Source organism: Streptomyces griseobrunneus, assembly GCF_046713465.1.
Taxonomy (GTDB): Bacteria; Actinomycetota; Actinomycetes; order Streptomycetales; family Streptomycetaceae; genus Streptomyces; species Streptomyces microflavus.
The window spans coordinates 7,416,078-7,436,230 of the sequence record NZ_CP177080.1 but is presented as its reverse complement, the minus strand read 5'-3'; the positions used below and the strand labels follow the sequence as shown (position 1 = coordinate 7,436,230).

Below are 20,153 nucleotides of genomic sequence, written 5' to 3'. Positions count from 1 at the left end.
CCCAAGCTGCTCACGGCATCCTACGGCGCGTCCCGGCCGAGCCCCCCTGTGGGAGGATCGGCCATGATTTTGTCCTGCACGCGACGCCGCACCCACGGTGTCGCGGACGGGCACGTACACACAGTGCCCTACCCATAACGTCGCACCCACGAGGAGCGTGCCCATGACCGCCCGCCCGATTTCCGAGACCGTCGCCTCGCTGATGCCCCGTGCGCGGGCGGAGCTCGCCGAGCTGGTCGCGTTCCAGTCGGTCGCGGACCCCGCGGTGTTCCCGAGGAGCGAGTGCGAGGCGGCGGCGAACTGGGTCGCGGACGCCCTGCGCGCCGAGGACTTCTCGGATGTCGCCCTGCTGGACACCCCCGATGGCACGCAGTCGGTCTACGGTTTCCTGCCCGGTCCGGCCGGTGCTCCGACCGTACTGCTCTACGCCCACTACGACGTGCAGCCGCCGCTGGACGAGTCGGCGTGGCTCTCCCCGCCGTTCGAGCTGACCGACCGCGACGGGCGCTGGTACGGCCGGGGCGCGGCGGACTGCAAGGGCGGCTTCATCATGCACCTGCTCGCGCTGCGCGCCCTCAAGGCGAACGGCGGCGTCCCGGTCTCGGTGAAGGTGATCGCCGAGGGTTCCGAGGAGCAGGGCACCGGCGGTCTGGAGCGGTACGCCGAGGCGCACCCGGAGCTGCTGGCGGCCGACACGATCGTCATCGGCGACGCCGGGAACTTCCGGGCCGGGCTGCCGACGGTCACCGCGACGCTGCGCGGGATGACGATGCTGCGGGTGCAGCTCGACACCCTGGAAGGGAACCTGCACTCGGGGCAGTTCGGCGGTGCCGCTCCCGACGCGCTGGCCGCGATGATCCAGCTGCTGGCCTCGCTGCGCGACGAGCACGGGACGACGACGGTCGACGGCCTGACCGGGGACACCGACTGGGACGGACTGCAGTACCCGGAGGCGGAGTTCCGGCAGGACGCCAAGGTGCTGGACGGGGTGGGGCTGATCGGCACGGGGACGGTCGCGGACCGGATCTGGGCGCGCCCCGCCGTCACCGTCGTCGGCATCGACTGCCCGCCGGTCGTCGGCGCTACCCCGTCCGTGCAGGCGAGCGCGCGGGCCCAGGTCAGCCTGCGGGTGCCGCCCGGCCACGACGCCGCCGAGGCGACGAAGCTGCTCACCGCGCACCTGGAGTCGCACGCCCCGTGGGGCGCGCGGGTCTCGGTGGAGCAGGTGGGCCAGGGCCAGCCGTTCCGCGCCGACACCTCCAGCCCGGCGTACACGGCGATGGCGGGTGCGATGCGGGACGCCTACCCGGGCCAGGAGATGCAGTCCTCCGGCATGGGCGGCTCGATCCCGCTCTGCAACACCCTGGCGTCGCTCTACCCGCAGGCGGAGATCCTGCTGATCGGTCTGAGCGAGCCCGAGGCGCAGATCCACGCGGTGAACGAGAGCGTGTCGCCGGAGGAACTGGAGCGGATGTCGGTCGCCGAGGCGCTGTTCCTGCACAACTACGCCGAGTCCAAGAAGGCCTGAGGGTCCGCGAAGCCCCCGCCACGCTCCCGGAAGGGCGCGGCGGGGGCTTCGTGCCGCCCGCGCCGCCCGCTACGCCCTCGGCGAAGTCGCCGGAAGCGTAGCTCCGTCCGGGGGCCGCCGTCGTCTGCGTACGTTCGGCCCATGGATCTGATCGAGGTACTCCCCCGCCACCTGCACATGTTCCGCTTCCGGATCGGCCAGGCCTATCTCTGGCGCGACGGGGCCGATCTGACCCTGATCGACGCGGGGGACATCGGAGCGGCGGCCGCGATCGAGGACGCCGTACGGGGGCTGGGGCTCGACCCCGCCCGGATCGGCCGCATCGTCCTCACCCACGGCCACCGCGACCACTACGGCGCCGCGCAGGAGCTGGCGGACCGCCACGGCGCCGAGATCCTCGCCCACCCGCTGGACGCGCCGGTGATCCGGGGCGAGCTCCCGGTACCGGAGCCGGACCTGCTCGACTGGGAACGGCCGCTGTACGAGCACGGGCTGACGGTCCCCGAGGCCCCGCCCACCCGGGTCGACCGCGAGGTGGCCGACGGCGAGGTGCTGCCGTTCGGCGGCGGCGCCCGGGTGGTCCATGCCCCCGGCCACACGCCGGGCTCCATCGCCCTCCATCTGCCGCGCCACGGGGTGCTGTTCACCGGTGACTGCGTGGCGTCCGTCGAAGAGGTGATGCTCGGCGTGTTCAACGTGGACCGGGCGCAGGCGCGGGACACGTTCCGGCGGCTGGCCGCCCTGGAGGCCCGTACGGTCTGCTTCGGGCACGGCGACCCGCTCACCGAGGATGCGGCGGAGGCCATGCGGATGGCGGCCACCGGCGGGTGAGGGGCGGCGCGCTGCGGCCGTCCCTCAGCCCACCGGGACACCCGCCTCCAGGTTGAGCACCGTGGACCGTTCGCGCGCCCGCAGGGCCCAGCGCAGCCGCTCGTAGCGGGTGGGGGGCAGCAGGGCCGCCGCCTCCTCCTCCGTGACGAAGCGCCAGCCGCGCAGTTCGGAGCCCGGCAGCAGCAGCCGGCCGGCGTCCCCGGACGGCAGCAGCCCGCCGTCGAAGAGGAAGCGGAGCCCGCCGTAGCCGGGCGGGGAGGGCGGCTCCCAGTCGACGAGGAGCAGCGTGGGGACCCGGTCGAGCCGGAGTCCTATCTCCTCGGCCACCTCCCGTATCCCCGCCTGGGCCGGGGCCTCGCCCTCCTCCACGACCCCGCCGGGGAACTCCCAGCCGGGCTTGTAGGTGGGGTCGACGAGGAGCACCCGGTCCTGTTCGTCGAAGAGCAGCACGCCGGCCGCGACGGTCGCGGCGGTCGGCTCGGGGCTCTGGACGATCTCGCAGGCCCCTGCGGCGCCGGTGGCGACGGCCTCGGCGATCCGCTCGGCGGTCTCGCGCGGTGTGAGGGCTCCGTTGTCGACGACATGGGCGTCCTCGGTGATCCAGCCGAGCGCGTCCCGGTAGGGGCCGATGTGGTCGTACGCCCATCGGTTGACCCGCTCGCTCTGCTCCGGGTCGCCGGGGTGTTCCGCCCGGCCCGCTATGCGGTTGCGCAGGATCGTTTCCTCGGGTGAGAGGAGCACATGACGGACCGGGATGCGCCTGGAGGCGAGCCCGCCGAATATCTCGTCGCGGTACTCCTGTCTCAGCAGGGTCATCGGCACCACCAGCACCCCGGGCACCTCGGCGAGCAGCGCGGCCGCCGTATCCACCACGAGCCGCCGCCAGATCTTCAGGTCCTGGAAGTCGCCCACCTCGGCCAGCTTCTTCTGGGGCAGCAGACCGCGCAGCCCCGCCCCGGTGAGTTCCGGGTCGTACAAGGTGCTGTTCGGGATCAGATCGATCAGTTCGCCCGCGACGCTGGTCTTGCCCGCGCCGAACGCACCGTTGATCCAAACAACAATCACTAGTACTCCAGGGTGGGAAGGCCGCTGGACAGCGGCGGAGTGGATTTCGCGGGATCGTCTGGGAGACGGATGGGAAAACACTGCGTCCCTACCCCGGCTCCCACCACTTCCTTCTCCCGCACCTCCTGGAGATACCCAACGATCCGCCCCTCCATCGCGATCGTCACCTCGCTGTACGTACCCTCCACACCGGGCAGCTCATGCCGGCTGGTGACCGCACAGACGGTGGCGATGGTGACCTTGCCGGTCTTGCGGTCGGTGCGGCGGGGCAGTGGATGATGATGGGCGCGGCCATACCTTCAGGGTGCTCCCGACCAGCTGCTATGGCGTGCGGGTGACGGTGAGCGTCCCGGGCCTGTCGCCGCCTGCCAGAACCTCGACGGTCAGGTCACTGTCGACCCGGGTGCACGTCTCTCCTTCGGCACGCCGCTCCCCGACGGCCTCGGCCGCGGGGAGCGCGTTGGCGCCTGCCGGCAAGTACGGGGTCGAGCCGGCCAGATAGCCGGATGGGTCCGACTTCGTCGCCTACTGCGAGTGCGAGCCGGTGGGGCCGGCGCCGTGGTCCGAGGTCGCCGACGATGAGCGTGTCCACGGTGTCGGCGTGCCGGACCTTCAGCCATAACTGCGCCACCAATGCGCGAATCCGGGTGCTTGTGGGCCGGCCCGTCCTTCCCGCCCGGCGGCGCCCGCCGGGCGGGAAGGGCGAGAAGAGCCCGCAGCGCCGGACCGCGCCCGCGCACCTCACCGCACACCGAGGAAGGCGCCAAAGCGACCGGGCTGCTCAGCAGGGGTGAAGGGAGAGCCGACCCGTCGCCAGGTCCGCGAAGAGAGCTCGGCCGCGCCACCGGCTCACGGCCGCCGCCGACCGCGAACCGCGTCCGCGCCCCGGTCCGCCACCCCGCTGCAAAGTGGCGCGCCAACGCTATCTCGTCGGCCGGTACTCGACACACGTCCCTTGACACGCCACCAGCCTCCACTCGATGGTCTAGACCAAGCCGCGAGGGGCAGACGACGCGTCGATCACGCGTCGCCTCCTCGCCCGCCCCTCCCCCATCGACGCCGACCAGGTCAGGGCCCCCTCGTCGTCCAGCGACAGGAGTAAAGCTTTTCTCCCAGAGTCGTCTCCATCTTTTCTGAATCTCCTTCATCCGTACTTGGTAAACATGTTCGCATTCGTTGGCCCGAGCGGCGGAAACTTCTCGATCGCGAACTCCCGGCGCAATACCGAAAGCGCCGCCAGATACCCGAACATTCCATGCCCGCTGGGTCCCAGCTGGGTCGAAGTCGAGGAAGAATAGATCCAGGGCAGGGGGCGATAGGGGTCGAAGCGTGCGGTGGGCTCAGAATGTTCTGCCACATCATCATGGCCCCCGCCTCGATATCACCGCCGACATAATTCGGATTGTAGTTTTCCGTACCACTCGCTGAGACACTGCGTTGGGCTAGCACGGTCGAGCGAAACCCGGGCGCGAACCGCTTTGTTCGGTCCCGGACGCGGTCCCACGGGTCGGTGGAGTCGCCATTCCGGGTCGGTGGAGTCGCCATTGGGGACATGCGCGTATGCCCAGACGGGTCTCATGCCGCCCCAGGCCCGGTTGGGGTCTGCGACCGCCGGGTCGACAAGCAGGACGAACGGCTCGTCGGTGCGCACGCCCCAGGCGGTCAGTGTTTCCTGGCGAAACATTTCGGCCTGGGTTCCGCCGAAATGGACCGTGCCTGCCATACCCAACTTCGGGGGCAGCCCAGGGAAGGGTTCTGAGACGAGGAAGCCGACCTTGGCTGCCCCGGGGCCGTGGCGGAAAGCGTCCAGAGCCCGCGCATACCGCCTTGGCAGCCGCTCGCCTGTGAGGGAGCCGAACCCCTTCGGGCTCGCGAAGTCCTCCACGGTGATGGGGGACAGCGGCGCCCCCAACGCCATCAACCGGGTCCGTCCGCGTCGAAGACCACCACACCTCCGCCCACCACTCCCAGGTGGGCGCCGCGACTTCCAGCTCGGCCCGGAAGCCCGCTGCGCTGGCGCAGGTCACCAGCACTTCGAGCACGTCAGATCTATACCGCGCACCCAAGGGATCTACCTGCCACGATCTGCCGCAGCACAGATCGTCCAGGGCGACGTCCAGCCGCCCCTCTCGCCGTGATTGGCAGTCAACTGCACTGGGCCCTGCCCCACCACGTTTCCGGTCGCGCCCATGACGCGACCGGTCACCGACACGACACCCCACATCACCGAACGCATAATCACAGGCCGTTGAGGCGCTTGAGCCGTGCACTCCTGAATGTGCACACTTCTGTAAGGTGGTGTGCATGACGGAGACGACGTACTCGATCGTGGAAGCCCGCGCCCGCCTAGGCGCTATCGCGCGAGAGGTCAGCGCCACCCGGGAGCCGGCCGCCATCACCGATCACGGCCAGACGGTCGCGATACTGGTCAGCCCCGCCGACGCCCTGGAGCTCCAGGAGCTCCGCGCGCTGTCTGCCTACCGTGAGCGCCAGGCCCGGGGTGAGAGCGCCGGCGTTCCCCACGACGACGCTTACCGCCGTGTCTTCGGCGGAGAGAAAGTGTGAGCTACGAGGTCATCTGGGAACCCGAGGCGCTCGCCCAGGCGGAGCAGTTCGCCAAGGACGACCCCACCGGAGTCCGGCAGGTTTTCACCGCCATCGACCGCCTCGCTGACGAACCGCGTCCTGAGGGCGCGTTCGGCAGCACCGACGTCCTGCGGATCCACGTTGGCCGCTACCGGGTGATGTACGAGATCAGCGACCAACAGGTCCGCGTCAGCGTCATCCATCTCGGACGCCTGCGCTGAGGCGCACCCTGCACATACGCTCGTCCGCAGACCGCACCGACATGGAGTGTGTGGGACAGGCCCGGTGCCTTACAGGCTTGGTCCTGGGATGGAGTACGACCGGCCCGCAGCAGCCCCGGCAGTCCTCGCGACCGCCGGGGCTCTCCTGTAGAAGCGCAGCCAATACCTTGCTCAGGCCGGCGGGAGCCACCCGAGGAGGCTGTGGTCGGCAGTCACGCCGGACACGCTTCGGCGCGTTCGGTTGCGGGGCTGGCACCCTGTCGTTGACCGTGATCAGTTTGAGCGTGGGTCAGCTAGCCTGATCCCGGACGAGCCCTGCGAATCGGACACCGCCGCGGCGAAGAGAGCGCCAGAGAGTGAGCGAGAGGATTTCACTGAAGGTCGGGGTTGCCTTGTAGCGTTCAGTTGCGCGGGCCGGTCCCACTTCATGCAGGACCAGGCCTGCATAAAGGCGATCTGTAGTGGGCGGCTACGCCTGCTTGCGCTTCGCCTCTTGATCTGTGTTCGCTTGAGAAGCAGAGCCTCCGACCGGGTCCGGCTCCTCGTCTCCACCGTCAAGCCGGTCAAGGGCTGCAGCAGACGGTTCCGGGCTGCGGATCAGCCACCACGTGCTGAGAAGCCCCCCGCCGAGAGCCACAAGCGCGACTGTCAGAGCGGCGAACCGCATCCACCCCTCGTGGTCGAGGAAGGACATTGCTGCACCAAAACATATGAGCCACCAGAAGCCGGTTCTCCGCAGCCACAGCTCAAACCCATCTGACACAATTGACCCCCGAAGTCACTTTCGACACCCGGCCCTGCTTGGCGGAGCCCGCCCGCAGCCAAGCCTTGTGATGCGCACTGACACTGCGTGGCATCATGTCGAAAAATCTGCCCTCAGCCTCAATTGAGACTGTCGGGCAATCCTATAGCCCCTCTGGGTATGCCGAGGGCCGTCTAAGGGTATGGGCCACAACGGCCATGGCGATGGCCGTTAAGGATAGGCGAGAATTCACCTTCCGGGATTGGCCGGAAGGTCGGCCTAAGAGCTCGTAACACGATCATGATCGTGTCTTCTTGAGGCGTCTGAAGCAGATCAGGCTGCAGGCGAGGGAGACGAAGGCGTCGTGGAGTTTGGTGCGGCGTTCCCAGCGCACGGCGAGCCGCTTGAACTGATGGAGCAGGGCGAAGGTCTGCTCGACGACGTAGCGGAGCTTGCCGATGCCCTTGATGTTCGGTGATCCCTTGCGCGAGATGACGGGCAGGATTCGTCGGTTCCGCAGTGCGTCGCGGTGGGCGTTGGAGTCGTAGCCCTTGTCACCGAGCAGGGATTCAGGTCGGCGGCGGGGGCGGCCGGGGCGGCCTGCGACGGGCGGCCAGCGACGGGCGGGGTGCCGTCGACCAGGGCGAGAGCCTGGGTGACGTCGTTGACGTTGGCCGCGGTGGTGCTGACCTGGAGCGGGGTGCCACGTCCGTCGCAGATCAGGTGATGTTTACTGCCCGTCTTCCGCCGGTCGCCCGGCGACGGGCCGGTGCCGGGTCCCCTTTTGGCTCGGACGTGGGAACCGTCCGCGGATGCCCGTGACCAGTCGAGCTCGCCGGCCGCGTTCAGCTCGGCGAGGAGGACCCGGTGCAGCCGGTCGAAAACCCCTTCCTGCTGCCACCGGTCCAGCCGCCGCCAGCAGGTCTGCCCCGAGCCGAACCCCAGCTCCAACGACAGCAGTTGCCAAGCTATGTCGTTGTAGAGGACGAACAGGATTCCCCGAAGACAGAGCCGGTAAGACAGCGGCCGCGGCCCCGGCGACCGCTCAGGCCACGGCCGCAGTAACGGCTCGATCAGCACCCAGAAATCGTCGTCCACGATCCACGGTCGAGTGATCAAGGTGGCGCCGGCCGCCGACACCGTCTCGATCGCGGTGATGGAATTCGTCGACAACGGCATCATCGCCCTGACGCCCGAGCCGATGGGCGCCCGCTTGTCGAACGCTCTGTTCTGGACGGCGCTGCTGGGCGGCTTCGCCGTGGCCTTCGTGATCACCACGCCGGTCAACAAGTGGATGATCGGCCGCGGTAAGGGTCACGCCGTCGTCCACGCCTACCACTGACCTCCAGCACTCCTCTCCCCGGGCCGTGCCCGGAGTGCGCCCGCCAGGGCGGCTCCGGGCGCGTTCGCGTGGACCGTGCGGGAGCAGGCCGTGAGCCCTACCGGCGGACCGGTGCCGGCGCTGTTTCGGTGGCGGGGGCGTCGCGCAGGCCGAGGCGTAGGTGCTCGACGTGGAAGAGGGCCTGTTCCAGGAGTTCGGCGACGTGGTGGTCGTGGAGGGCGTAGACGATGGAGCGGCCCCGGCGCTCGCCGGTGACGAGCCCGAGATTGCGCAGCAGGCGGAGCTGGTGGGAGCAGGCGGAGGCTTCCATGCCCACGGCCTCGGCGAGATCGCCGACCGCGCAGGGCCCTTCCTGGAGACGGGCCAGGATGTACAGCCGCGAGGGGGTGGCCAGCGCCTGGAGCGTGGCGGCGACGTCGGTGGCCCCCGCCGCGTCCAGGCGCTCGCGGGATGTGGCGTGGTTCGTGTCGTCGGCTCCGTGACCCATGCCGCCCATCCTACCGATAACACCTGAAGACCTCTTCAGATATTCCTGTACGGTGGATGTGTTGCCGTCCTCCGCACCGAAGGGTTCCTTCGTCATGCCCTCTGACATGCTCCAGCGGCCTGAACGGGCAGCTCGGCCCGCCTACCGCACGGCGCCGAAGCGGCGTACCCGGATGTTCGCCCTGGCCGAGGCCCGCTGGGCCGCCGCAGCCCTGGTGCTGTTCCTGATCGCGCTGCCGCTCCAGCTGACCGACGCTCCCGCCTGGGCGTGGGGTCCGCTGTACACCGCCGCCTACCTCACCGGCGGGTGGGAGCCGGCCTGGGCCGGTCTGACGGCGCTGCGGCACAAGACGCTGGACGTGGACCTGCTGATGATCGTGGCCGCGCTCGGTGCAGCGTCGATCGGACAGGTGATGGACGGTGCTCTGCTGATCGTCATCTTTGCGACCTCCGGAGCCCTGGAGGCGCTGGCCACCGCCCGCACCCAGGACGCGGTCCGCGGGCTGCTCGACCTTGCCCCCACCACCGCGACCCGCCTGGCTGATGACGCCAGCGAGGAAAGCGTCGCGACCGAGGACCTGGTGGTCGGCGACATGATCCTGGTCCGGCCCGGGGAGCGGTTCGGTGCGGACGGCCGGGTGCTGGAGGGGGCCAGCGAGGCCGACCAGGCCACCATCACCGGCGAGCCGCTGCCGGTGGCGAAGGAGGCCGGGGACGAAGTTTTCGCCGGGACGCTGAACGGCACCGGCGCGTTGCGGGTCAAAGTCGAGCGGGACGCCTCCGACTCGGTGATCGCCCGGATCGTGGCCATGGTCGAAGAGGCTTCCGAGACCAAGGCACCCACCCAGCTGTTCATCGAGAAGGTCGAGCAGCGCTACAGCCTCGGCATGGTCGTCGCGGCTCTCGCCGTCTTCCTGATCCCTCTCGCGTTCGGCGCGGATTTGACCGGTTCGCTGCTGCGGGCGATGACCTTCATGATCGTGGCCTCGCCGTGCGCGGTGGTCCTGGCAACCATGCCACCGCTGCTGTCGGCCATCGCCAACGCCGGACGCCACGGCGTCCTGGTGAAGTCCGCCGTGGTCATGGAACGTCTCGGGCAGGTCGACGCGGTCGCGCTCGACAAGACCGGCACCCTCACCGAGGGCGCCCCTCGGGTAACCGACATCCGTCCCCTGGACGGCTCCGGGCTGGAGGGGGACGCCCTGTTGGCGCTCGCGTCCGCTGCCGAGCACCTCAGCGAGCACCCCCTGGCCCGCGCCGTCGTTGACGCCGCCCGTGCCCGCGGCCTGGCCATCACCGGCATGCGGGACTTCACCTCCACTCCCGGCGTCGGTGTCACCGCCACCGTCGACGGCCGCACGATTGCGATCGGCGCACCCGCCCGCCTCCTCGACGGCAAGGAGGACAGCGCCTCGGTCCGTGCCGCCGCGGTCGCGGCCGACCTGGAGGACGGCGGCCGCACGGCCGTCCTGGTCCTGCGCGACGGCACCCCGGTCGGTGTGCTGGGCATCGCCGACCGGCTGCGCCCCGACGCCGCCGCAACCGTGGCCGCCCTAACCACTCTGACCGGCAGCGCCCCGATGCTGGTAACGGGCGACAACGAGCGCGCCGCCGCCCGCCTGGCCGCCGAGGTCGGCATCCCCGCAGATGAGGTCCACGCCGGCTTGCTGCCCCAGGACAAGGTCGAAGCCGTACGCCGCCTGGAAGCCCAGGGCCGCAAGGTGCTCGTCATCGGCGACGGCGTCAACGACGCCCCCGCCTTGGCCGCCGCCCACACCGGCATCGCCATGGGCCGCGCCGGCTCCGACCTCGCCCTGGAAACGGCCGACGCCGTCATCGTCCGCGACGAACTCTCCACCATCCCCGCGGTCGTGAACCTGTCTCGGGCCGCCCGCCGCCTGGTGGTGCAGAACCTGGTCATCGCCGCAGTGTTCATCTCCGGCCTGGTCATCTGGGACCTGGCGGGCCACTTGCCACTGCCGCTCGGCGTTCTCGGCCACGAGGGCTCCACCGTCATCGTCGGCCTCAACGGGCTGCGACTGCTGCGCGACGCCGCCTGGAACCGCGCAGCAAAGGACATCCGGTGAGCCGCCGCACCAGGAATGCCGCCCCCACGCCGGGGGCGGGCCCGGCCCACCGTCACCGTCTGCCGCGGCTGCTGCTGCACCCCCGGCCAAGGTGCCGCGCCTGGACCACGAAGCCCAGCTCGCCGACCTGCGCACCCAGCTGGCCCAAGTCGCGATGGTCCGGCGAACCGACTGCCTGCCTCGACCTCTACACCTTCAGCCCGTCGCGCCGCGTCCGCCATGAGCTCGAAAACTGACCGCCCGCCTGCTCCGGAACACTGACACTGCCCATGGCGGAACGGCTGACGGACGACAGCCGGTTCGCCACGTACTGAGTGTTTGGCAACCGCAAAGTTGGACCGCTGCCATCGAAGCCGGACGAACCTGGCTTGAGGGTCTAGAGCCACTTGTTGCGGCGTAGTGCGCGGTAGATCACGGTGCACATGGTGATGATGAGTAGCCAGACGGCCGGGTAGCCGTACGGGGACTTGAGTTCGGGCATGTAGTCGAAGTTCATGCCGTATACGCCGACGATCAGGGTGGGGACGGCGATGAGGGCGGCCCAGGCGCTGATGCGGCGCATGTCGGCGTTCTGCTGGACGCTGAGCTGGGCGATGCTGGCGGTGAGTATGCCGGTGACGAGGTCGTCGAAGGACAGGATCTGCTCGCTGACCCGCTCGTGGTGGTCGGCCACGTCCCGGAAGTACGTGGCCACCTGGGGCGGGATCTCCGGGATGGTCCCTGCGCTGAGGCGCTGCAGGGCGCTGGTGAGCGGCATGACGGCTCGCTTGAACTCCAGGAGCTCCCGCTTGAGCTGGTAGATGCGCCCGGCGTCGACCGGGAGGTCGGGGGAGAAGACCTCGGCTTCCAGGGTGTCTATGTCGCCGGCGAAGGCGTCGGCGACATCCACGTAGCGGTCGACGACCATGTCCGCGACCGCGTGCAGGACGGCCGCGGGGCCGCAGCCCAGCTGCTCCGGATCTTGCTGGAGCCGACGGCGCAGGTCGTCGAGCGGTGGGGCGCTGCCGTGGCGGACGGTAATGGCGTAGCCGGGCCCGGCGAAGACCATGATCTCACCGGTGTCGACGATCTCGCTGGTATCGGTGACCTCTTCGTGGTCGACGTACACGATCGTCTTCAGCACCAGGAACAGCATGTCGCCGTAGCGTTCCAGCTTGGGCCGCTGGTGCGCGTTGACCGCGTCCTCGACGGCGAGCGGGTGAAGACCGAAGGCCTCGGCGACCTCGTGCAACTGTTCCGCGGTGGGCTCGTACAGGCCGATCCACGCGAACCGGCCGGCCGCCGGATCTATCCGCTGCATGATCGTGCCCAGGCTTACCTGCCCCGGGGCACGATGCCCGTCCTCGTACAGGGCACAGTCCACCGTTGCCGACGGCAGATCCCCTACCCTCTCCGCGCCCTGCTCCGCCACGTGATTCCTCACTCCACTCGTTCGTATCGGGGTGCAACCTACCGGGCCGGCCGGCCGAACGGCTTCGATGGCAACTGGTCCGAATTCGCTGTCATGGCGCTGAGGAAGCACTGCGTCAGATGGCCCGGTGGTCAGTCGCCGACGTGGATACCGGGACGGAGATGGGGGGCGGGTTCGTGTTTGCGGATGATCTCGCGGGTGACGGGGGCGGTGTCGCCGCGGCCGAGGAGGAAGTAGCGGAACATGTGCTTCAGAGGGCTTCCTTCTGCCCAGGCGAAGTAGCAGTGGGGCTTGACTCCGGTGGTGTCGCGCAGGGCGAGGAGGATCGCTGCGATGGCGTTGGGGGCGGCTGGGGCCTGGGCGCGCAGGATCCGGTGTCCGTCGACCTCGACGCCGTGGACGATGAGGACCTCGCTGAAGTCCGAGGGGTCGACCACGTCGATCTCCAGGAACAGCACGTCGGCCCGGCCCGGGACCGGGTTGGTGCCGCGCTGCTCGCGTTCCTTGTCGCGGTACTCGGCACCGTCGCCGGCCTGGCGGCGGTTGGCGATGATGTTTATGGCGTCGTCGTGGGCCAGGGTGTCGGTGATGAAGCGGCGGGCGGCGTCGTCGAAGACGAGACGGTCGGCGCGCAGCTCGGTGGTGCGCGAGACGCGCGAGATCAGCGAGACGGCGATGATGCCGGCGATGAAGAAGCCGGAGATGGTGATGCCGTCCGGCTTGTCGACGATGTTGTAGATCAGGGCGTAGAGCAGGACCAGGGTCAGGAGTGCGAATCCGCAGGCGACCGTCCGGCGGCCGGTGCGGGCCACGGAGACGGTGACGGCGAAGGCGCCGGAGACCATCATCGCCAGGATGCCGGTGGCGTACGCGCCGGCCTGGGCGTCGACGTCGGCGTCGAAGGCAATGGTGATGAGGACGCACAGCGCGGTGTACACGAGGACCACGGGGCGCACCGCGCGTCCCCATTCGGGGGCCATGCCGTAGCCGGGAAGGTAGCGGGGAACGATGTTGATCAGCCCGGCCATGGCCGAGGCTCCGGCGAACCACAGGATCAGGATGGTGCTGATGTCGTAGACGGTGCCGAACGCCTCCCCGACGTGCTCGTGCGCGAGCCAGGCCAGCGCGCGGCCGTTGGCCGCGCCGCCCGGCTCGAACTGCTCATGGGGGATGAGGACGGTGGTGACAAAGCTGGAGGCCAGCAGGTAGACGCTCATGATGAGCGCCGCAGTGGTCAGCAGCAAGCGAGTGTTGCGGATGCGTGAGCGCAGCCGCTGTTCGGGATCGGTGCCGTCGGCGGAGACCAGCGGCATCATGCTCACCCCGGTCTCGAAGCCGGACAGGCCCAGTACCAGCAGGGGGAAAGCCAGCAGTGCCGGACCCATCAGGTCACCGAAACCGGCTCCACCCTCGACGAGTGCGTCCGTCCATGCCGAGAAGGCTCCGGGCGTGGTGAATACGTGGACCAGGCCGACGGTGATGACGACCGCGTTCAGCACCAGGAAGATGGCGACCAGAGGGATGGCGACGCTGACGGCTTCGCTGAAGCCGAGCAGGAACACCCCTCCGAGGACCAGGAGCAGTGCCACGGTGAGGGCGACTTCGTGGCCGTGCAGGGCTTCGGGGAAGAACGGGTTCTCCACCACGTGGACGGAGGCATCTGCGGTCGACAGGGTGATCGTGATGATCCACGAGGTGGCCACGAAACCGAGCAGGATCAGGACGAACAGTTTGCCCCGCCAGAACGGCAGCAGATCCTCCAGCATCGCTACCGACCCGGCGCCGTGCGGGCTTTCCTTTGCCACCCGCCGGTACATCGGCAGCATCCCCAGCAGCGTCAGCGCCACGATCAGCAAGGTCGCCAGGGGCGACATGGCACCTGCGGCGAGCGCGGCGATGGCCGGCACGTAGGCAAGGCTCGAGAAATAGTCGACCCCGGTCAGGCACATCACCTTCCACCAGGCGTGCGGCTCGCTGTGCCCCTCCCCAGCCGCCGGCCCCACGGGCTGCACCTGGTGGCGCAGCATCCACTGCGCCAGGCGCCCGGTCGGCAGGGGCCGCAGCGCGGGACTGTCCACCACCTCAGGCACAGCCAGGCCACTCGCGTCCTTCATGTCCCCCATCGACTTTCCTCGCTCCCGCCCGCAGGCCCAACCGCCACCGCACATACGGTGGCGCGATCACCGAGTATGCGACTTCCCAGCAGCAGCGTCCGACACACCGGCCGCGCCCCGGCGGAGCCGCCGAGAGGCCGCGTGGCGACGCTTCACCCTCAGAGAGAAAGAGCAGTCGACAGGGCCATGCATACGGTGGGAACTCTTTGCCTGCGGCACCCGGCCAGGCTCGTCGCTCGGGATCGGCCTGCCGCGCTCAGAGAGACAGCACCTGAGCGGACATCGCCTTGACCCCCATCGTCAACACACCTCTCTACCTGCGCTGTTGCATGACAGAACGCTACGGACGCCGGACCAGATCGGTCATGACCGCGGCGATGAACAGCCACACACCAACCCCTACCACCCATAGGGATCCCACAACTCCTCCCACCGCGATCAGGCACACGCCGACCGCGGCCAGCACACACACGATCCGCCGCGCACGACGATCAAGATCCCAGGAAACAGCCACACCAGAAGCCTCCCGCCGCCCCTCTCCCCCAGCACTCGGCGAGATGATTAATGTCGTCTTCTTAACGCCTGCTCCCGACTGCCCACGTCACCGGACTCGATGTACATGGGAAAAGCGCCGCTGCTCACGGTCTGAGGTTCTGCTCCCGTGCCTCAGCCTGGTGGCAGCCTCAGCCCGGAGAGGGAGGAGCCCGCCCTGGTCCGCAGCGCCCAGCCAGGGACTACGGGAGGCGGGACACGAGGGGCGGATCACCCACTTCGACCTGCACGAACACGAGCAGCTCCATGACGGATCAGGATGGGGATCACTGCGGGTCGGAGCAGGCACGACTGAGCGGCGTTGCCGGGCCGCCGTACCCGCGCCGGTCGCGGTGCGGGCGGTCACAGGCAGCCGGACACGACAGGTGAACGACCAGAAGGTCCGCGACTTTGCACCTTGGCCGACCCGCAACGGTGCAGCGCACCTTCCGAAGCAGTGCCCCTTACGAGAGGAGAGGGGCGCAACTTCGCTTTCCTGGCGGGCCTCCTCGACTGCCTCCCCACCAGACCTCATCACCCTGGCGGTGGGCGATTCCAGCTGGGCACTCCTGAAGGAGGGCGAGGTCGGGGCTGGTGCGTGTGACACTCCCGTGTGGGCTTTCACGCCCGTTCCAGCGACAAGAAAGCAGGTCCGGTACCGGTGGACAGACCCAGCGCGGTCGAGCGCTCCCTGCGCGAGGCCGCGCCGCATGAGATCTTCGACGTGATGCGCTCCATGATCGAGCACCGCCACCATGCCCTGACGGTGGAGCTGCTGCTGGCCGACTACGCCATGACGAGGCTGCAGACCGTCGGGGTGCTGCCGCATACCTCTTCTCCTGTGCCGGTGCACGACAGTGCTCCGGGGCGTGCGTTCGGTGCCCAGGAAGCGCAGTGTGTGTACGACCACGCGGCGTCCGAGGTGATGGTGCATCTGCCGGTGAGCGTCCGGGGCGACCGGCTGGGCATCCTCAGCGTCACCCTGCGCGCGAGCGGGGACGAGGAACTGGACGCGGCCATGCTGGAGGATCTGCAGGAGTGCGCCGATGCTCTGGCGCACGAGGTGGTCGTCGCGGAGCGGGACACCGACCTCTTCCTGCAGGCACGCCGGGCTGAACGTCTGACCTTGGCCGCAGAGATGCAGTGGCAGTTGCTGCCGGGGCGCTCGTGCGCCCGGCCGGAGTACAGCCTGGGCGCCCAGCTGGAACCCGCCTACGCCATTTTCGGGGACTGCTTCGACTGGTCGGCCTCTGCCGATGACCTGTATGTGACCGTCAGCAACGGTATGGGCGAAGGTATCGATGCCGCGTTGTTGACGAACCTCGCGGTCAACGCGTTGCGCAACGCCCGCCGTGCCGGCCTGAGCCTGAGCGATCAGGCGTATCTGGCCGATCAGGCTGTGTACGGGCAGCACGGGGGTGACCAGTACCTGTCGACGCTGCTGTTCCGTTTCCACCTTCCGACCGGGGACGTGGAGATCATCGATGCCGGTTCACCGCGGGTGTGGCGGGTGCGCAAGGGGGTCGTCGAGCCGATCGAGCTGGAGGCGCAGATGCCTCTGGGGATGTTCGAGGACACCGCGTACGTTCCGCAGCACTTCCGGGTCGAACCCGGAGACCGTCTGCTGTTCATCAGCGACGGGGTCTACGACGCCCTGTCCCCGGGCGGTGAGAAGTACAGCCTCCGCGCGCTGGCCGCGTCCATCAACAGCACCCGGCTGCTGCCCGCCCCGCAGGTGCCCAGGGTGATGCTGCAGGAGCTGTTGGGCCACCGCGGCTCCGGCCCGGCGGCCGACGACTCCCTCGTGATGTGCCTGGACTGGCACGGCCGTTCCACGAGTGGCGACCGTTAGCCCTTCAGACACGGGGTATGTGGTTCTCAGGTGAAGAACCTGCAACCTTCTCCCCGAGAAATCCGCTCGGGGAGGGGGGTTGGTTGCCAGGTCGGGCCCCGTGAGAGATTGTTGCCTTCAGGCAATCGTCTAGTTGATGGGGTGAGGGATTCGCTCAGCGGATCCTCGACATTTGGTAGCCACTCAAGCGCAAACCGTCGTAGACACGGGGAGTCCGGACCTTCTGTGGGGCCGCGCTCCCTATCCGGTGCTGGTCGCTGACGCCCAGGGCGCTGTGGTGCGGTGCAATGGCTCGGCTCGTCTTCTTCTGCCCGATGCGGCCCCGGGGGCAGCGTTGGTGGACGTGGCTCCGGCCTGGCTCTGTGCGGCGCATCACACGCTCACCTCCCCTGGCCCGTATGCCGTCCCGGACACCGAGGGGCCGTTGCGTGGTGTGTTCGGCGGGCGCCGTTTCGAGGTGCACCCGACTGTACGGGGCGACGGGTCGGTGGCGTGGTGGCTGGTGGATGACACCGACCACCAGCTCGCCCGGGAAGCCTTGCGCATGGAGCGGGAGCGGACCGCGTTCCTCGCTAAGGCGTCCAACGTTCTGCTCTCCTCCCTCAATCTGGGGCGCTGCATGGATGTGACCGCGCAGATGGCGGCCGAAAGCCTCGCCGATGCGGCACTGGCCATCGCGCCCAGCCGCAGCAGTCGACTGCCGGTGGTGACCTGCCTGCGCGGCGGTACCCCTGTCCTGGAGGATATGAGCGTGGACCCCGACGACGTGCCGGGGCTGGGGGAGGCGCTGCGCGGGTTCCCGCCGGTGCCCTCCCGGTGGATCGACCCGGCAGTTGCTCCCGCGTGGATGGTGCCCGAGGGGTTCGGGCCGGTCGGCTCGATCGTGATCACTCCGCTGCCCGGGCACGGCATGCCGGCCGGGGCCCTGGTCCTGCTGAGGAAAGCGGAGACGGCCTCATTCAGCGCCGAGGAGGAAATCTTCGCCCGGCTGTTCGCCGCCCGTGCCGGCGCGGCGATGTCCGCCGCCCGCCTCTACGCCGAGCAGACCGCCATCACCGACGTCCTGATGCGCGAACTTCTGCCCCCGGTTCTGCACCAGATCTCCGGGGTGGATTTCGCCGGCGGCTACCGGCCCTCCGCGGACCACGAGCGCATCGGCGGTGACTTCTACGACGTGCACCCCGCGACCGTCGAAGGTGAAGCGTCCCTGGTCTCGCTCGGAGACGTCTGCGGCAAGGGCCTGGAAGCCGCCGTGCTGACGGGCAAGATCCGCAACACACTGCACGCCCTGCTCCCCCTGGCCGATGACCACCAGCGCATGCTCAGACTGCTGAACACCGCACTGCTCAGCTCCCACCACACCAGGTTCGCGACCATGGTCCTGGCCTCCGCCCAACGCCTCGGCAACACAGTGGACCTCAAGCTCACCAGCGGCGGCCACCCCAGCCCGCTGATCATCCGTGCGGACGGCACCGTCGAGGTAGCGAGCACCCACGGCACCCTGATCGGGGCCATCCCGAACATTTCCACCGTCACTGTCACGGCGTCCCTGGCCCCCGGGGAGTCCTGCGTCCTCTACACCGACGGCATCACCGAGGCCAAGGGCGGGCCCATGGGCGACGCCCTGTTCGGAGACGAGCGCCTCAAGCGTGCCCTATCCGGCTGCGCAGGCATGCCGGCCGAGGGGATCGTGAAACACGTGCAGATGCTGGCCGCGCAATGGCTCGGCAACCGCCCTCACGACGACATGGCCGTCGTCGTGATCTCCGCGCCCCGCACCCATCACCTGAGCGCGGTGAACGGGCACACCCGGGGCAGGTTCACCACATGAGCACCAGCACACCGCCCCGCCTCCCCCACGCCCAACACGCGGATGAGCTGGCGGAGCTGCTGTGGAGCGCCGTCTCGGCCGCGGACGAGTACGCGGCCACCGAACTCGTGCTGGGCGCCCTCGATCACGGTGCCAGCCCGGAAACCGTCCTGCTGGATGTGATCGCCAGAGTGCAGGGCAAGGTAGGTGAGGAATGGGCGGCCAACCGGATCAGCGTCGCCCAGGAGCACGCGGCGACCGCCATCAACGAACGGGCCGCCGCCGCGGTGAGCGTGCACCCTGCCGCCCGCACCACCGCCACCCGGGGCCGCATCACGGTGGCCTGTGCCGAAGGGGAGTGGCACGGGCTGCCCGCCCGCCTGCTGGCCGAAGTCCTCAAGCTGCGAGGCTGGCAGGTCGACCACCTCGGCGCCCAGGTCCCCACCCCGCACCTGATCTCCCACCTGCACAACACCCGGGCCGACGCGGTCGCACTCTCCAGCTCGATCGCCACGCGGCTGCCCACCGCGCACGCAGCGATCACCGCCTGCCAGGCCATCGGCGTCCCCGTCCTCGTCGGCGGCGCCGCCTTCGGCCCCAACGGTCGGTACGCGAAGCTGCTGGGCGCCGACGCCTGGGCCCCCGACGCCCGTGCCGCCGCCGACCACCTCGCCCGGGGGCGGCTGCCGCGGCCGGAGCCCAACCACCAGCAGTTCGATGACCTGCCGCACCTGGCCGACCAGGAATACACCCTGGTCGCTCGCAATGGTGCCTCTCTCGTACGGAGCGTTCTCACCGCGCTGGAGGACGCTTTCCCCGCGATGCGCTCCTACAGCGAACTCCAGCGTGAGCGCACCGCGGAAGACCTGGCGCACATCGTGGACTTCCTCGCCACCGCGCTCTACCTCGACGACGAGGATCTCTTCGTCCGGTTCCTCACCTGGACCGCGCAGATCCTCGAGGTCCGGGGCGTCCCCGCCCGCAGCCTGCCCCCGGCCCTGGATCTCCTGGCCCGTGAGCTCAAGGACTTCCCCCGGGCAGTCCGCATCCTCCAGGCCGGAACGCACACCCTCACCACCGCCCCCTTCACCGCCGCCGGGAACACCGCATGACCACGCACCCCCACCACCTGCAGCTCACCACGGTCGACACCCAGGACAGCGTCCGTATAGAGGTCCACGGCGACCTCGACCACGTCAGCGCCGGCCTCCTCCTGGACGAGGTCACCGCCCGGCTCTCTGCCCGGCCCGCGATGACCGACCTGCATCTGCACTTCACGGACCTCGGCACCGTCGATTCCATGGGCCTGTCCACCCTGCTGATGATCGGCCGCCGCACCACCGCCGCAGGGGTGCGGCTGCACCTGGACGACCGCCCCGCGAAGCTGGACCGGCTCCTGCGCCTCACCGGTACCCTTGACCACCTCACGGCACCACCCCCGCCGACGCGGTGAGGTCCTCGGTGACCGGGGAGAGCATGTGGCGGCCCGCCCCACCGGACCGGACGGCACCACCTGAGCCACTGCCCGGCTGTTCACCGGGCAGAAG

At 69.4% G+C, this 20,153-nt stretch carries 13 protein-coding genes and 2 pseudogenes; 10 read left to right on the top strand and 5 right to left on the bottom strand.

Translation table 11 applies throughout. The features are described from left to right. The first annotated feature begins 163 nt into the window (after positions 1–163). Positions 164–1,528: a dipeptidase gene (locus tag ACK8N7_RS33935; RefSeq protein WP_403214035.1), complete on the top strand. Its 1,365-nt coding sequence runs from the start codon at positions 164–166 to the stop codon at positions 1,526–1,528. A 141-nt stretch (positions 1,529–1,669) separates the two neighbouring features. Then, on the top strand, positions 1,670–2,359 hold the full coding sequence (locus ACK8N7_RS33930; protein ID WP_500444900.1) for an MBL fold metallo-hydrolase: 690 nt from the start codon (positions 1,670–1,672) through the stop codon (positions 2,357–2,359). Between the two features lie 24 nt (positions 2,360–2,383). On the opposite strand, the gene ACK8N7_RS33925 is transcribed toward ACK8N7_RS33930, so the two are convergent. Beyond that, the gene (locus ACK8N7_RS33925) at positions 2,384–3,421 is read right to left on the bottom strand and encodes an NUDIX hydrolase (RefSeq protein ID WP_403214384.1); all 1,038 of its coding nucleotides are present in this window, start codon (positions 3,419–3,421) and stop codon (positions 2,384–2,386) included. A gap of 2,307 nt (positions 3,422–5,728) precedes the next feature. Here ACK8N7_RS33925 and ACK8N7_RS33920 point away from each other — a divergent pair. Beyond that, positions 5,729–5,989, top strand: coding sequence for a type II toxin-antitoxin system Phd/YefM family antitoxin (locus ACK8N7_RS33920; protein WP_500444898.1), 261 nt, complete (start codon positions 5,729–5,731; stop codon positions 5,987–5,989). Then, a complete protein-coding gene (locus ACK8N7_RS33915; RefSeq protein WP_500444896.1) occupies positions 5,986–6,231 on the top strand; it encodes a type II toxin-antitoxin system RelE family toxin in 246 nt (81 codons plus the stop codon). The genes ACK8N7_RS33920 and ACK8N7_RS33915 overlap by 4 nt, the downstream gene beginning before the upstream one ends. 1,040 nt (positions 6,232–7,271) lie before the next feature. Here ACK8N7_RS33915 and ACK8N7_RS33910 read toward each other — a convergent pair. Further along, positions 7,272–8,089 (bottom strand): annotated as a pseudogene (locus tag ACK8N7_RS33910) (IS5 family transposase). Between ACK8N7_RS33910 and ACK8N7_RS33905 the strand changes: the two are divergent. Then, positions 8,088–8,315 (top strand): annotated as a pseudogene (locus ACK8N7_RS33905) (DUF4396 domain-containing protein); the annotation flags it as partial. The pseudogenes ACK8N7_RS33910 and ACK8N7_RS33905 overlap by 2 nt on opposite strands. 97 nt (positions 8,316–8,412) lie before the next feature. Here the strand turns inward: ACK8N7_RS33905 and ACK8N7_RS33900 are convergent. Further along, a complete protein-coding gene (locus tag ACK8N7_RS33900; RefSeq protein WP_500444894.1) occupies positions 8,413–8,802 on the bottom strand; it encodes an ArsR/SmtB family transcription factor in 390 nt (129 codons plus the stop codon). 94 nt (positions 8,803–8,896) lie between these two features. Here ACK8N7_RS33900 and ACK8N7_RS33895 point away from each other — a divergent pair, with 94 nt between their 5' ends. Then, the gene (locus ACK8N7_RS33895) at positions 8,897–10,888 is read left to right on the top strand and encodes a heavy metal translocating P-type ATPase (RefSeq protein WP_500444892.1); all 1,992 of its coding nucleotides are present in this window, start codon (positions 8,897–8,899) and stop codon (positions 10,886–10,888) included. Between the two features lie 376 nt (positions 10,889–11,264). Here ACK8N7_RS33895 and ACK8N7_RS33890 read toward each other — a convergent pair whose 3' ends face one another. Further along, positions 11,265–12,188 carry a magnesium and cobalt transport protein CorA gene (locus ACK8N7_RS33890; RefSeq protein ID WP_500444890.1) on the bottom strand — a complete coding sequence of 308 codons (924 nt, stop codon included), beginning with the start codon at positions 12,186–12,188 and terminating at the stop codon, positions 11,265–11,267. 242 nt (positions 12,189–12,430) lie between these two features. Beyond that, positions 12,431–14,413 carry an APC family permease gene (locus ACK8N7_RS33885; protein WP_500445900.1) on the bottom strand — a complete coding sequence of 661 codons (1,983 nt, stop codon included), beginning with the start codon at positions 14,411–14,413 and terminating at the stop codon, positions 12,431–12,433. A 1,192-nt stretch (positions 14,414–15,605) separates the two neighbouring features. Here ACK8N7_RS33885 and ACK8N7_RS33880 point away from each other — a divergent pair. From ACK8N7_RS33880 to ACK8N7_RS33865, 4 genes are all read left to right on the top strand, one after another. Next, entirely contained in the window at positions 15,606–16,796 is a 1,191-nt protein-coding gene (locus tag ACK8N7_RS33880; protein ID WP_500444888.1) for a PP2C family protein-serine/threonine phosphatase, read from the top strand. 277 nt (positions 16,797–17,073) lie between these two features. Continuing rightward, the gene (locus tag ACK8N7_RS33875) at positions 17,074–18,627 is read left to right on the top strand and encodes a PP2C family protein-serine/threonine phosphatase (RefSeq protein WP_403214380.1); all 1,554 of its coding nucleotides are present in this window, start codon (positions 17,074–17,076) and stop codon (positions 18,625–18,627) included. Continuing rightward, entirely contained in the window at positions 18,624–19,718 is a 1,095-nt protein-coding gene (locus ACK8N7_RS33870) for a cobalamin B12-binding domain-containing protein (RefSeq protein ID WP_403214018.1), read from the top strand. The genes ACK8N7_RS33875 and ACK8N7_RS33870 overlap by 4 nt, the downstream gene beginning before the upstream one ends. Next, positions 19,715–20,059, top strand: coding sequence for an STAS domain-containing protein (locus tag ACK8N7_RS33865; RefSeq protein ID WP_403214016.1), 345 nt, complete (start codon positions 19,715–19,717; stop codon positions 20,057–20,059). The genes ACK8N7_RS33870 and ACK8N7_RS33865 overlap by 4 nt, the downstream gene beginning before the upstream one ends. The last annotated feature ends 94 nt before the right edge of the window (positions 20,060–20,153 follow it).